Consider the following 13,183-nt stretch of genomic DNA (forward strand, 5'->3'; position numbering starts at 1 on the left):
GCCACAGGGTAGCCGTCCCCCTTGATATCCGTCGATAGCAGCGCGGGTGCGCAGTACGGCATGGATGAGCCTCAGACCTGGTAGCCCCACTCGGCCAGCGGCTTCTCCAGCACCCGTTCGATCGCGGCGAGCTGCGCCGGGCTGAGTTCGTCCCGGTACGCCGCCGCCCGGCCCGCCGTGAAGTCGTACCGGGAGAAGCCCTTCTCGAAGGCGGCCGACCAGTCCAGGCCGAGGAAGTCGAGCATTCGGCCGACCTCGGCGCGCGGCTGCTCGACCAGGTCCTCGTAGCGCACGTCCAGCCACTGGTCGGCCGGGTGGCACAGCCGGGCCTGCGCGAAGGCCTCCATCAGCATCTTCCAGCCCAGCGCGGCCAGCACCTGGAAGGAGCGACCGGACTCGGCCCACTCCTCCCGCAGGTCGGTAGGCAGCGGCCCGTAGATCCAGTTGTCCGGCCCGCGCCAGCCGTCCCACCAGCCCATCTGGAGCCAGGAGTTGGCGACCGCCCGGCCGTCGCGCACCACGTTGACCACTCGCAAATCCGGGTACGCGGCGTGCAGCAGGCCGGTCCGCGGCCACCCGGTGATGTGCTGCACCAACTGCTCACAGCCCTGCCGTGCGATCCGCTCGTCGAAGAAGGCCCGCAGCCGCCGGGCCACGAACGGGGTCAGGTCCTCGGCCAGCAGATCCCGGCACGGTCGGGAGAAGCCGCCCAGCACCTGCCGGTCGAGCAGGTGGTACGCCTCCGACGGCGCCACCCGCAGCCGACCTCGCTCCAGCAACCGCCGGCTGTGCCGCAGCGAGGTCATGCCCGCCGGGCGGGGCGCCGACCGCCGGTAGAGCGCGCCGTTGAACCGGCCCTTGGGGTTGAGCCGGGCGAGTTTGTCGTCCAGGCCGGAGACGAAGCCGACCCCGGGATGTCGGGAGAGCAGCTCCTGGACCAGGGTCGAACCACAGCGACCGGTGCCCACCACCAGTGAGAGCATCATTCAGCCTTCCTGCCGGGTGGCGGGTGACGAGGAGACGACCGGGTCCGCGCTGAGGCGGGCCGCGAGGGACGGGGCCGCCGGGCGGCGCAACGGGTAGCCGAACCGGGACAGGGCCACCCCGGTCAGCGCGGTCACCACGGCGTACGCGCGGGTGGAGAGCCCGGTCAGCCACTCGGTGTCGGCGACCACGTCGACCAGCCCGGTGCGGTGCCGCGAGGGGTTGCCGGCCACCGAGTGGGTGGGGGTGAGCCGCACCGTGGCCGGTGTCGGGAACGGAAGCTCCTCGGTGCTCGCGCCGACGAAGCCGGCGATCCGGGCGGTGCTGCCGGCCGGATCGGCCACGAAGTCCTCGTACCGCATCCGCAGGTAGCGCTCGCCGCGGCCACCCCACAGTCGTAGGGTCGCGGTGTTCCAGACCAGCCAGAGCAGCGCGGCCTTGCCGACGGGTGGTCGGCTCATGAGCTGGTCGTCCGCCCGCCCGTCCAGGGGGCGTCGGCGACGCCAGGAGTACGCGGTCGCGCGCGGGTCACGCACCACGTGCAGGACGTACAGGTCGATGCCGGGCAGGCTGCCGAGCAGGGCACCGTACGGCGGCAGCTTCGACGAGTCGACGATGACACCGCCGGACGGGCCGGGCAGGGTGTGCTCGGCGATCGAGGCGTAGAGCCGGGCCAGGTGCGTGTCGTCGGGGTGGCCCGGGACCGGTGGTTGCCCCCGACGCTGGCGACGCAGCAGCGCGGGCAGCCCCCGCAGGCGCAGCCGCGCGGCCAGCCGGGCGGCGATCCCGGCCGGGTCGGCCTCGGTCAGGTCGGCGCGCACGCGGGCCCAGAGCGGGCAGTCGGCCAGCGCGGATCCGCAGCCGCAGGGCCGGTTCTCCAGGAGGCCGCGCCGCCACAGGTACCGCAGCTCGCCCGCCGCGAAGAAACCCGGCAACTGTCCCAGCACGGTGGTCACCAGCGTGCTGCCACTGCGACCACTGCCGGCGAGGTAGAGCACCCGCACCGGGCTCACCGGGCCGCTCCCCCACCGGCGGGGGCCCGGCCGGCTCGCCGGGACGGCAGCGCCTCGGCGGCCTCCGCGTAGAGCCCACGGATCCGGTCCAGGTGCAGTTCCGGCGCGAACTGGGCGGCGACCTTCGCCCGGCCGGCCCGGCCCATCCGGTACGCCCGCTGGGGGTCGGCCAGGACGTCGTTGAGCGCGTCGCCGAGGGCCGTGGGCTCATCGGCGGCGACGATGTGACCGTCCACCTCGGACTCGACCAGCTCGGGAAGCCCGCCCAGGTCGGTGGTGACCACCGGGACACCGCAGGCGAACGCCTCCAGCACCGCCATCGGTTGGTTCTCGTGCCAGCGGGACGGAACAGCGACCACCGCCGCCGACCGGATCAGCTCGTGCAGGCGGGGCTTGTCGAGGCGGCCGTGGAACCGGATCCGACCGGGCACCCGCCGCGCGGCGAGCGCCTCCAGCTCCGCACGTGCCGGACCGTCTCCGGCGATGTCCACGGTGACCCCGTCGGGCAGCGCGGCGACGGCTTCGACAAGCACGTCGACTCCCTTCTCCGGGGCCAGCCGGCCGGCGAAGACGACACCGCCGCCGGGTGACTCCTTGGCCGCGACACCGGTCAGGTCGACGAAGTGGTTGACCACTCGCAGCCGGTCCGGGTAGACGCCCGCGCGACGCATCACGTCGGCCAGGAACCCGCTCGGGCTGACGAATCGCTGCACCGGGTCGTACGCGTCGAACTGCCGGTGCAGCCAGGATTCGACCGCGAGCAGCCCGCTGCGCGACAGCGATCCGTCCTTGCAGCGGCGACGGGCCGCCTGCATCGGGCCGCCGGTGACGCACGCCTGGCAGGGGCGGCCCCGGTCCAGCAGTTGGTAGCTCGGGCAGGCGAGCTTGTAGTCGTGCATGGTCAGCACGCACGGCACTCCGGCCGACCGGGCCGCGGCGAGCACCGACGGGGAGAGCTGGTGGTAGATGTTGTGCAGGTGCAGCACGTCCGGCTGGAAGTCGTCGATCACCCGGGCCAGCCCGCGGCGGCTCGTCGGTGACCACAGCATCCGGCCGGCGGCCACCGCGCGGGGCCGCAGCCCGCTCGGTGCCGGTTCCAGCTCCACTTCGGCCGGGAACCGCGCGGCGTACGCCAGCGGCGTCTCGTTCTCCGGGTGGCTCATCCCGAAGTAGGCGACCGTGTCGCCGGCTGCCCGTTGCAGATCGGCGAGGTCGAGCAGGTACCCCTCGGCGCCGCCACGGCGGTAGAGGAACTTGTTCACATGCAGCACGCGCATCGACTCGGCCTGCTCACGTCGATCGGGCGAACCGGGCCCGGAGGTGATGACCGAGGTCTGCCCGCCCCGGCCAGGGCTCACGGTATGCAGGGCGAGTCGGCGAGTCCAGCTCACGTTTGGCATGTGGCTGAACGGTTGATCTTCGTCTGTCCGAGCGGTCCGCGGCCTGGCCTCCCGCCATGATCTTTCGATAGCCTGGCTGCCGCCGGTCGCACCCGCTCTGGTGTTGGGCCGGGCTGGTGCCCGACGAGGAGGACCCGTGGCAGCCGACGACGAGGTCTCCGCGCTCGCGTACACCGCTCGGCGGGTCCGACGGCATCTTCGCTGGGCGCGTACCGAGGGGATCGGACGGCTCGTCGAGGAGGACCGCCTCAATCCGGTCGAGCGGATCGGCACCGCCCTGGCGAAGCGACGTTGGCGACGGCGGGCTGGCCGAGCGCCCGGCTCGGCGATGCCGGTCTACCTGGTCGGCCTGCAACGCTCCGGCACGAACATGCTGGTCCGGGGTCTGGACGCGGCCCCCGAGGTCGAGGTGCGCAACGAGAACGACAGCACCCTCTTCCACCGCTTCCAACTGCGCTCGGACGCGGTGCTGACCGCCACCGTCGGGCGCAGCCGGCACGCGTACGTCCTGGTCAAGCCGCTCTGCGAAAGCCACCGCGTGGACGAGTTGCTGGCCCTGCCGGGGTTGCCGCCCGGTCGTGCGCTCTGGGTCTACCGCGATGTCGACGACCGGGCCCGCTCCGAGGTCGCCAAGTTCGGCGACGCCAACCTGCGGGCCCTGCGGGCGATCGCCGACGGCAGCATCGGCCGACGGTGGCAGGGGCAGCGGCTGGACGCCGACGCCATCGAGCTGATCCGGGCCCACGACCCGCAGCGGCTCGATCCGCACAGCGGCGCGGCGCTGTTCTGGTACGTCCGCAACTCGCTCGTCTTCCAGCTCGGTCTGGACCAGCGGGCCGACGTGCTGCTCTGCCGCTACGACAGCCTGGTCGCCCAGCCGGCGGCACAACTGCGGCGGCTCTGCGCCTTCCTCGACTTCCCCTACGATCCCCGACTGCACGCGCACATCGCCCCCCGCGAGTCGCACGGCGCGACGAACCACCGGCTGCTGCCGATCGACCCGCGCGTGCGGGCTCGCTGCGACGAGCTGACCGACCGGCTCGACCGCGCCGCGGCCGACACCCGATCCGAGACGACGAAGGCGGTCGACCGTGGCTGAGACCGACACCCGTACCGCGCCGATCTTCCTGGTCGGGTGCCAGCGGTCGGGCACCACGATGGTGCGCCTCGTCCTGGACTCGCACTCGCGCATCAGCTGCGGCCCGGAGACCCGGTTCCTGCCCGACCTGCGACGGATCGTCGGGCGGGACTGGGAGCGGCTGGCCCGCTTCGGCTTTCCACGCGAGGACTGGCTGCGCCGGATCCGGGACTTCTTCGGCGGCGTGCACGCCGACTACGCCACCGCGCGGGGCAAGGCCCGGTGGGCCGACAAGACCCCGCTGTACGCGATGTCGCTCGACTTCGTCACCGAGGTCTTCCCGGACGCCCAGATCGTGCACCTCATCCGGGACGGACGCGACGTGGTGGTCTCGCACCGCAAACGGTTCGGCTACTGGTCGGCGGTGAAGTGCGTGGTGAAGTGGCCGCGCTACATCCGCACCGCGCGGGCGTTCGGCGCCACCCTGCCGGCGGACCGCTACTACGAGCTGCGCTACGAGCAGGCGGTCAGCGAGCCGGAGAAGACGATGCGGGGCCTCTTCGAGTTCCTCGGCGAGCCGTGGGAGGACGGCATCCTCGACTACGACAGCAAGCAGCACGACGTGGCCCAGAAGTACACCACCGAGGCGGAGAAGCGGCGGGCGGCGGCGAGCGTCACCGACCCGATCTACGGCTCCCGGGTGGGCACCTACCGCCGCGAACTCGACCCGTTCCTGCGCCTGCTGGTCTGGGTCTTCTCCGGGCCGACCCTGCGCGCCCTGGGTTACCGGTGACCCGCCCGGCCCGGCTGCGCGCGCTCGCCGCCACCCTCGCCGCCACCCTCGCGCTCACCGCCGGCTGCACGGCCGGCGACAACGATCCACCGAAGGCCGCCACCCCCTCCGCGACTCCGGCACCCGGGGCCACCAGCACCGCCGGCGCGGTGAGCAACCCTTTCGGCGCGCACTGGGACTGGTCGCGCTACCAGCAGTTCGCGCCGTACCTACGTCGGATCGCCGGTTCGGCGACGTACGAGGAGATCTCCTGGTGCGAGATCGAACGGGCCCCGGGGCAGACGGACTGGGCCGGGTTGGACGAGGTCGCCTCCCGCAGCCGGGACCTGGGCATCACCCTGCACCTGAAGATCCGCACCGGCGTGTGCTGGGCGACCGGTGGCACCGCCCGCTACACCCGGGGTGAGGCGAACAAGACCGAGTCGGCGATGCCCACCGACCTCGCCGCGTACCAGCGTTTCGTCGGCTCGGTGGTGCAGCGCTACGGCCCGTACGGGGTGCGGGAGTACGCGATCGAGAACGAGGTCAACGCCCCGAGTTACTGGGCCGGCAGCCCCGAGGAGTACGCGCGGCTGGTCCGGGCCGCCGCCGAGACGATCCGCGCGACCGACCCGAAGGCGCGGGTGGTCGACTCCGGCATCAGCAGCGTCGCGTACGGCATGGGTGTCGCCGACCGGCTGCTGCGCGCCGGTCGGGTGCCCGAGGCCCTCGCCGCCTACCAGGCGTACTTCCAGCGCCGCGTCGGCACCCGGGGGCAGCAGATCCCGGCGGTGACCGGGGAGGCGCAGCTACGCAAGGCGCTCGGCACCGCCACCAACAGCCGCAGCCTGCGCTTTTTGGCCGTGACCGAGTCGCTGCTGACCGACCGCACCGTCGATGTCCGGCAGGTGCACTTCTACGAGCACTTCAGCGGGGTGGCGCCGCTGCTGGACTACCTCCGGGCGACCACGCCGCCGGGCACGCCGATGCAGGCGTGGGAGGTCGGGCAGTTCTGGCGCGACGCCGACGGTGACCCGGCCAGCCGGGCAGCGGAGATGGTCAAGACGGTCACCCTGCTGGCCGCCGGTGGGATCGGCGAGATCAGTTGGCTGCCGTTGGCGTACAACCCGAACAACGCGGCCGGCAGCGAGGTCCGCTACGGCCTGCTCGACCCGGACGGCACCGAACGCGAGGCCGGCCGGATGCTGGCGGCGCTGGCCGACGCCGCCCGGGACGCCAACGTCACGCCGCTGCCCCCGTCGGTGGCCGGCAAGCTGAGCGGGGTCGCGTTCGTCCGTGGCGGGCAGAGCACGCTGGTGCTCTGGTCGGCGTCGAACACTCCGGTGACCGTGCCGGCGGCACCGGGCGGGCGGACCGGGGCGGTGGGTTCCCCGCTCGGCGCGGCCAGCGGCGGCACCACCGTGACCGACGTCCCCGTCCTGCTCCGCGCCGACCAGCCGGTGGACCGGATCCTCGCCACCGTGCGCTAACCGGCCGGCCAGGGATCGTGCCAGTCGAGCAGGGTGGCCAGGCGGGCGTTGTGCGGCGCGAAGTGCTCGCTCAGAAGCTCCCGCAGCTCCGGCGTGAGCTGCGAGGGGCCGTGGTCGACGCGACGGGTGTGCCGGGTGAACGCCTCGGGGGTGAAGGCCGGCAGCCCGAGGAAGCGCAGGATCTCGCCGTACGTGCCCACCGGGTCGGCGTGCAGATCCTCGGTCCGGGCGACGTGGATCCGCTCGCGCGGGACCGCCGCGAACCACCGTTCCAACTGCTCGGCGTAGCGACCCCGGGCCGCGTACGAGTAGTTACGCAACGCCCGGTGCGCTGCGGGGCTGTCCGGGCCGCCCCGCGTCGCCCGGGCCAGCCGGTCCTCCTCCGCGTCCAGCGCGTCGGCGAAGGAGAGCGGCTCGGCCCCGTACGAGCGGGTGTGCAGGTAGTGCGAGTACGCCCGCTGCACCGGGTCGCGCAGCAGTGCGACGAAGCGTGCCTCCGGCAGGGTCGCCGCGACCCGGGCCGGCACGCTCGGATGGAACAGGTAGTAGGGGCTCGCCTCGAACGTCCGCTCGCCCGAGGCGAGGCGCGGGAAGTGCCCCCGGTACCACCGCGTCCCCCGACCATGGTGGACGCTGAAGAACTGCAACTCCTTGCCGCTGGCCACCCGGACCCGGGGATGCGCGGCGAGGTGGTGGTAGAGCGAGGTGGTGCCGCAGCGCTGGCCGCCGATCACCAGGAAGTCCGGGAGCGGGCCGGGCTCGCCCGGTCGTGCCGCGCGTCCCCACGCCCGCGTCGCGCGTACCCCCCGGCGCAGCCGGTCGGTGACCTGACGCCGCACGCCGCCGGTCACGAGCCGACCCTGACGGCGGGGCCGGAGGCGGCGGCGCGTCGACCGCCTCGGCGGGTCACCGACCGCAACACCATGATGTCCTCCCGACTGAGCCCGAGGGCGAGCACCGCAGCGAGGTACGCCACCCCGATCGCGGCCAGACCGACCACGAGCTGCGCGGTCCAACCCTCGACCAGCCAGCGCACACCGAACCCGACGCCCAACGCCAGCAGCGCGGCGACCAGGCCCTTGACCATGCCCACCGTCACCGGCACGGTGTGTACCTGCGCGCGCACCTGCCAGACCCGGGCGATGTTCACCACGGCCAACGAGACCGCCCAGGCCACCGCCGCGCCGAGAATGCCGTACGCCGGGATGAGCCAGAGGTTGAGCAGGATGTTGAGTAGCAGGGCGGCGAGGTTGTCGACCATGTTGACCGAGACCCGGCCGGACATGTTCAGCAGCGTCCCGCAGGGCCCGGTCGCGGCGTTGACGAGCTGGCCGAGGGCCAGCACGACAGTCACCGCCGCGCCGCCGGCCAGACCTGGCCCGCCGACCAGGCGCAGCAACTGCTCCGGAAAGACCAGCAACGCCACGAAGGCCGGCAGCGACAGGCGCAGCACCCAACCGGTGGCGACCCGGTAGATGCGGCGTACCTCGTCCAGTCGGCCCTGGTGGTAGAGGTGGGCCAGGTGCGGGCCGAACGACGCGTTGACCGGTGCCAGCACGAACACCGCGATGGTGACCAGCCGGGTCGCCACGTGGTAGATGCCGATCGCATCGGCGCCGTAGTCGAAGAAGCCGAGCAGCAATGCGTCCACCCAGATCAGCCCGGTGGACGAGAGCGAGGAGACCCAGCTGACCGTGGAGAACCGGAACAGCTCACCCGGCCGGTACGCGGGTCGGGCGGCAGGCACCCGGCGCACCATCCGGGCCAGCGCCACGAGAGCGAACGCGGCGGCGCTCCAGCTCGCCGCCACCAGCGCCCAGAACGCGCCGGTCAGGCCCGCACCGAGGGCGAGCGCCAGCGCGGTGAGCACCAGCCGGGCGGCCGGCTCGTAGACCTGGCCGATGAGCGCATAGGCCCGTTGCGTGCGCCAACCTCGGGTGGCCGCGAGCGCGGCCTCGCAGACGGTCGTGGCGGGCAGGCACAGCGCCACCAACCGCAGCCCGGTGGTGAGCTGCGGGTCGTGCAGGGCCCCGGCCAGCCACGGCGCGCCGACCGCCAGACCGAGGGCGATCACCGTCGACGCCACGGCCGAGATGCCGAGCCCGAGCCGGATCGCGCCTCGCAGCGCGGCCGGATCGTCGTCGGCGAGATGCACCGCCACGAACCGGGTCAGCCCGGCCCGGAAACCGGAGAGCGAGAGCAGCCCCAGCAGCGACAGCACGGCGTAGACCTGCGCGTACCGGCCGAGTTCCGGTACCCCCAGGGCCCGGGCCAGCAAGAGCATGACCAGGAAGAGCGCCACCTGGCTGAGCACCGCGCTCGCCAGGTTCAGCACACCGCCGCGCGCCATGCCGCGTACCTGCCGGTCGCCGGCCTCCGTCGCGGCCGGCGACCCGCCAGCCTCCGTCGCGGCCGGCGACCCGCCGGAGTGTTCCGGGACGGTCACGGTCGTGCCGCGGCCACGGTCTCCGCCGGCACCGAGGGGGCCGCCGGTGCCGTCGGGCGGGCGGCGGCACGACCCCGCGAGAGCAGTTCGAGTACGCCCACCAGCAGCACCCCGAGCAGCAGACCGGCGCCGCCCACCGGCAGGGCGGTACGCACCAGCTCCGCCATCCGGCTCACCTCGTGCGCCTCGCCGATGCTTGTCACCTGCTTAGGATCGGCGGCCTGGGCCTGCGCCCGCGCCGCCTGCAACCCCTCCCGCGCCTGGGACAGTGCGTTGGTCGCCGCGTCCCGCTGAGCGAGCAGGGCCTGGTAGTCGGGGAGCTTCGGCCCCAGCTCGTCGAGCTTGCGCTGCGCGGCGGTGATCGCGGTGGCAGCCGCTTCGGCGCCCCGGCCGTTGCCGACCGCCTGCATGGAGAGCTGCTGCTGGCGCAGGCTGGTCAACTCACTAAGCGTCGCCTGGTAGATCCGGTCCGGCTGGGAGACCTTGTTGGCCTTCTCCCACTCACCGATCGCCTTGGTCGCCGCGGTGACGTCGGCGTTGGCCGCCTCGACCTCACCGGTGGCGATGCCGACCTGGGAGGAGAAGAGGAAGGCGAGCGCACGGGTGGTGGTCGCGGTCAGCACCGGCGCGACAGTTGCCCGGTCACCGGCGGTGTACGTCACCTCCAGCTGGCTGCTCGCGCCGACCTGGGTGATGGCGAGCCCGTCGCGCAGCCGCTCCGGCGGCACGCCGGTGTCACCGGCCACGTCGGCGAGGACCCGGGGCGAGGTGACCGCCGCGCCGAACGCCGCGACGAACTGGTTCGCCGCCTGCGTGCCGCTGTACTGCGTCCCGGCCGCACCGCCCACCAGCGCCGGCGCCGCCACGTACGCGGTCCCGCTGTGCTGCTGTGGCGCGGACAGGACGATGGCGGCTGCGGCGCCGGTGGCGAGCACCGGCACCCCCACGAGTACCCAGAGGCGCCGCCGGGCGACCCGCAGGTAGTCGACGATCTCCACTTTTTCCCCAATGCTGTCGTTCAGTCAAACCGGGATGGACGTGCTGCGTGGCTGCTCGCCGACCAGGTTTGGGGCCGGTTGGCGGGCGATCGCGCTGGCCGCCGCGGCGAACGCGACGAAGTACCAGAGGGTGACCACGTTGGAAATGACGTTGGAGGCGGCGCTGACCGCCACGAACGCGGCGGTGCAGCCGGCGAACCCGACCGCGACGCCCCGCTCGAAGCTGCCCGGAGGCGCCCGCCGCAGCGCGGTTCGCGCGGTGTAAGCAAGGGCGAGGAGCATCATCAGGTACGCCCCGAGACCGAGCAGCCCGGTCTCCACGTACGCCCGCAGGAAGTCGTTGTGCGGCTTCTTCGCCTCGTCGGTCTCGCGCTGGGTCATGTTCGGCCCGATGCCGGTCACCGGGTTCCGGTCGGCGAGCGTGACGATCTCGGTCCAGTAGCCGATCCGCCACGCCAGGGTGTTGCCGGTCGGGTCGCCGCCGACCGTACGCGACGTGCCGAGTTGGGCGAACCGCTCGCCGACGGCGGGCACCAGGGCCACTCCGGCGATCGCCACCACGCAGAGGGTGACCAGCATCCGCTTGCTGCGGTGCAGCGCCGCGACCACGACCAGGCCGATCGCCGCGCCGAGCAGGGCACTGCGGGTATTGGTGAGCAGCAGGAACAGCAGCGAGAACGCGAGCAGCACCCCGAGTGACACCCGCAGTCGACGACCCAGGAAGCGGTACACCGCGAACCCGAAGATCACCATGAACATCAGGTAGCGGCCGAACGTGGTCGACTGACTGAACGTGCCGCTGATCCGGGTGAAGTCGCCCTTCACCTCGGCCGGCGGGTTGCCGAGCAGCGACAGGACGACGGTGTAGCCCAGCGCCAGCACCAACGAGGCGTAGCAGGCGAGCAGGACCCGACGGATCGCCGCGGTGTCCGGCATGAGCTGTTCCAGCACCACGAACATCACCACCACGGTGAGGATCCGCAGCGCCTCCAACAGGCTGTTCGCCGGTCGACTGGCCCCGAGGGCACTGACCAGGCTGCTCGCGCCGAGCAGCAGCATGGCCCAGCTGAGCGGGGAGCCACGCAGCCGCCCGTGCCGGCGCAGTTGGGCGGCCAGCCAGAGCCCGGCGGCGAGGAGGAACAGCACCGCGAGCAGGGTGGAGGGGTCCGTGGCTCGAGTCGTACCGGCGGAGTCGGCCTGACCGGCGCTCGGGCCGGTCAGCTTGAACAGGTCGACGCAGGAGCGGACCGCGAGCATCAGTAGCACGTACCCGGCGAACCGGGTCAGCGCGAGGACGGCCACCGCGATCCCGGCGACCGCCGCGAGAGGCAGCACCATGCCCCTGCGGTCACCGGCCGCCATGGAGACACCCGCGACCACCGCCACGACCGCGGCGGCCAGCGCCGCGCCGCCGGTGAGGAGGCGGGTCGGGTCGAGCCTGCTGGTCATGGGCGGAGTCACCTGCTGCGTGTGTTGTTCCACTGATCCCACTGAACTGAATCGGCGCTGCCCGGCCGCTGCCGGGCGCGGCCAACCGATGTTCTCCCGGCACAAGATCGGTTCAATCTAGCGGTGTCCCCGCGACGGCAGAAGGGGCCGTTGCACCGACCGCTCCGTCCACCGCGAGGCTGATCCCACGCTGACCCGGCGAACGCCGCACGGTCAGTCGCTGGTTACCGCGAGTCGTGCCCTGCCCCGGCGGCCCGGCTCCGGAGCCAGGCGGAGATAGAGCCGCTCCAACTCGCGGGCGGCGGTGTCCCAGCTGTATCTCCCGGTGACCCGCTCGCGCAGCGCCACCGCACCGGCCCGTTCACCGGGCAGGTCGGCGAGGAGCGCCGTCAACACCCGGACCAGGTCGTCCTCGTCGCCGTCGCGGAACAATCGCCCGCCGGCGGCGTCGGAGTGCAGCACCTCGACGTGCGGCGCGATGTCGCTCGCGACCACCGGCAGCCCGTACGCGGCCGCCTCCAGTAACGTCAACGGCAACCCCTCCAACCGGGACGGCTGCACGAAGCCCGCAGCGCCGGAGTACAGCTCGGCGAGCAGGTCGCCGTAGGCGAACCCGGTGAAGACGATCCGGTCGTCCCCGTCGGCCTCGCGGCGCAGCCGGTCGACGAAGTCGTCGGTGAACGACGACCCGCCGACGATCGCCAGCCGGATCGGGGTCTCGGTGCGGCGGAAGGCCCGGATCAGCAGGTCGGCCGCCTTCTCCGGAACCAGCCGGCCGACCAGCAGCAGGTAGCCGCCGGGGGTCAGCCCGAACCGGTCCTGGATCTGCCGGGTCCGCGCCGGTCGCGCCGGGTTTACGCCGTTCGGGATGTAGGTCGTCGGGCGGCCGAACCGGGTGCCGTAGTGGGCGGCGAGCCCTTGGGAGACCGCGACCCGCTGGTGCGGGACGTACCCGCTGAGCCAGTGGGCGCTGCCCAGCACCGCCCGCGCGGCGAGCCCCCACTTGTTGCGCTGGTTGTCCAACCCGTGCACGGTAAGCACCACTCGCGCTCGGGACAGAGCGCGTGGCAGCGGGGCGACCAGGGCCGGCCCGAGCCCGTGGTAGTGCACGATGTCGGGCCGCGCGGTCATCGCCGTCATGGTCGAGGTCGCGGCGTGCACGATGGCGTCGAGGTGCTTGCTCGCGATCGTGTGGGTCTGGCGCAGCCGTACGCCCCGATAGCCGTCGGCGGGTGTGTCGCCGTAGCTGCGGCGGCAGTAGACCGTGACCTCGTGCCCGTAGCTGACGAGCCGGCTGGCCATCTCCTCCACGTGCCGTTCGATGCCGCCGTAGGTCGCCGGCATCCCCTTCTGGCCGATCATCGCGATCCGCAGCGGACGCCAGCCGGTCTCCGCGACGCTCGCGCCAGGCGGCCGGGTGGGGACTACCCGCCGGGCCGGTGCGCCAACACCCCGCTGACGGGGAATCGCAGGGCCTTCGGTGTGCTGGTCCAACTCCTCGGCCTGAAGGTCGGGATGGGCCACGATGACTCCCCTGGGTGACTCGGTCCGCG

Annotated in this window: 11 protein-coding genes; 3 read left to right on the forward strand and 8 right to left on the reverse strand. The window is 72.9% G+C overall.

Annotation, left to right across the window (positions count from 1 at the left end; genetic code table 11):
* Window positions 1-71: 71 nt before the first annotated feature.
* From IF46_RS0122365 to IF46_RS0122375, 3 genes are read right to left on the reverse strand one after another with little or no spacing between them, the layout of a single operon-like run.
* The gene (locus tag IF46_RS0122365; RefSeq protein ID WP_030490319.1) at window positions 72-986 is read right to left on the reverse strand and encodes a sulfotransferase family protein; all 915 of its coding nucleotides are present in this window, start codon (window positions 984-986) and stop codon (window positions 72-74) included.
* Entirely contained in the window at window positions 987-1,997 is a 1,011-nt protein-coding gene (locus IF46_RS0122370; RefSeq protein WP_051724078.1) for a sulfotransferase domain-containing protein, read from the reverse strand.
* Window positions 1,994-3,397: a glycosyltransferase family 4 protein gene (locus IF46_RS0122375; protein ID WP_084597998.1), complete on the reverse strand. Its 1,404-nt coding sequence runs from the start codon at window positions 3,395-3,397 to the stop codon at window positions 1,994-1,996. The genes IF46_RS0122370 and IF46_RS0122375 overlap by 4 nt, the downstream gene beginning before the upstream one ends.
* A 136-nt stretch (window positions 3,398-3,533) precedes the next feature.
* Here IF46_RS0122375 and IF46_RS0122380 point away from each other — a divergent pair, with 136 nt between their 5' ends.
* From IF46_RS0122380 to IF46_RS0122390, 3 genes are read left to right on the forward strand one after another with little or no spacing between them, the layout of a single operon-like run.
* Entirely contained in the window at window positions 3,534-4,496 is a 963-nt protein-coding gene (locus tag IF46_RS0122380) for a hypothetical protein (protein WP_030490322.1), read from the forward strand.
* Complete coding sequence (locus tag IF46_RS32725; RefSeq protein ID WP_036392903.1) at window positions 4,489-5,268, forward strand: sulfotransferase family protein; 780 nt, start codon at window positions 4,489-4,491, stop codon at window positions 5,266-5,268. The genes IF46_RS0122380 and IF46_RS32725 overlap by 8 nt, the downstream gene beginning before the upstream one ends.
* Window positions 5,265-6,737, forward strand: coding sequence for a hypothetical protein (locus IF46_RS0122390; RefSeq protein WP_030490323.1), 1,473 nt, complete (start codon window positions 5,265-5,267; stop codon window positions 6,735-6,737). The genes IF46_RS32725 and IF46_RS0122390 overlap by 4 nt, the downstream gene beginning before the upstream one ends.
* On the opposite strand, the gene IF46_RS34855 is transcribed toward IF46_RS0122390, so the two are convergent.
* The 5 genes from IF46_RS34855 to IF46_RS0122415 all read right to left on the reverse strand — a co-directional run bounded on the left by IF46_RS34855 (window position 6,734) and on the right by IF46_RS0122415 (window position 13,154).
* The gene (locus tag IF46_RS34855; RefSeq protein ID WP_051724080.1) at window positions 6,734-7,588 is read right to left on the reverse strand and encodes a sulfotransferase family protein; all 855 of its coding nucleotides are present in this window, start codon (window positions 7,586-7,588) and stop codon (window positions 6,734-6,736) included. The two genes, IF46_RS0122390 and IF46_RS34855, sit on opposite strands and share 4 nt — an antisense overlap.
* On the reverse strand, window positions 7,585-9,183 hold the full coding sequence (locus IF46_RS0122400) for an oligosaccharide flippase family protein (RefSeq protein ID WP_030490325.1): 1,599 nt from the start codon (window positions 9,181-9,183) through the stop codon (window positions 7,585-7,587). Before IF46_RS0122400 ends, IF46_RS34855 begins: the two co-directional genes overlap by 4 nt.
* Window positions 9,180-10,181 (reverse strand): hypothetical protein, encoded by a 1,002-nt coding sequence (locus IF46_RS0122405; protein ID WP_030490326.1) that lies wholly within the window; start codon window positions 10,179-10,181, stop codon window positions 9,180-9,182. The genes IF46_RS0122400 and IF46_RS0122405 overlap by 4 nt, the downstream gene beginning before the upstream one ends.
* 24 nt (window positions 10,182-10,205) lie before the next feature.
* The gene (locus IF46_RS0122410) at window positions 10,206-11,630 is read right to left on the reverse strand and encodes an O-antigen ligase family protein (protein ID WP_157563343.1); all 1,425 of its coding nucleotides are present in this window, start codon (window positions 11,628-11,630) and stop codon (window positions 10,206-10,208) included.
* A 213-nt stretch (window positions 11,631-11,843) separates the two neighbouring features.
* Window positions 11,844-13,154 (reverse strand): glycosyltransferase family 4 protein, encoded by a 1,311-nt coding sequence (locus tag IF46_RS0122415; protein ID WP_051724081.1) that lies wholly within the window; start codon window positions 13,152-13,154, stop codon window positions 11,844-11,846.
* Window positions 13,155-13,183: the final 29 nt, after the last annotated feature.

Origin of the sequence: Micromonospora chokoriensis (genome assembly GCF_000718555.1) — a bacterium.
Classification (GTDB): Bacteria; Actinomycetota; Actinomycetes; order Mycobacteriales; family Micromonosporaceae; genus Micromonospora; species Micromonospora chokoriensis_B.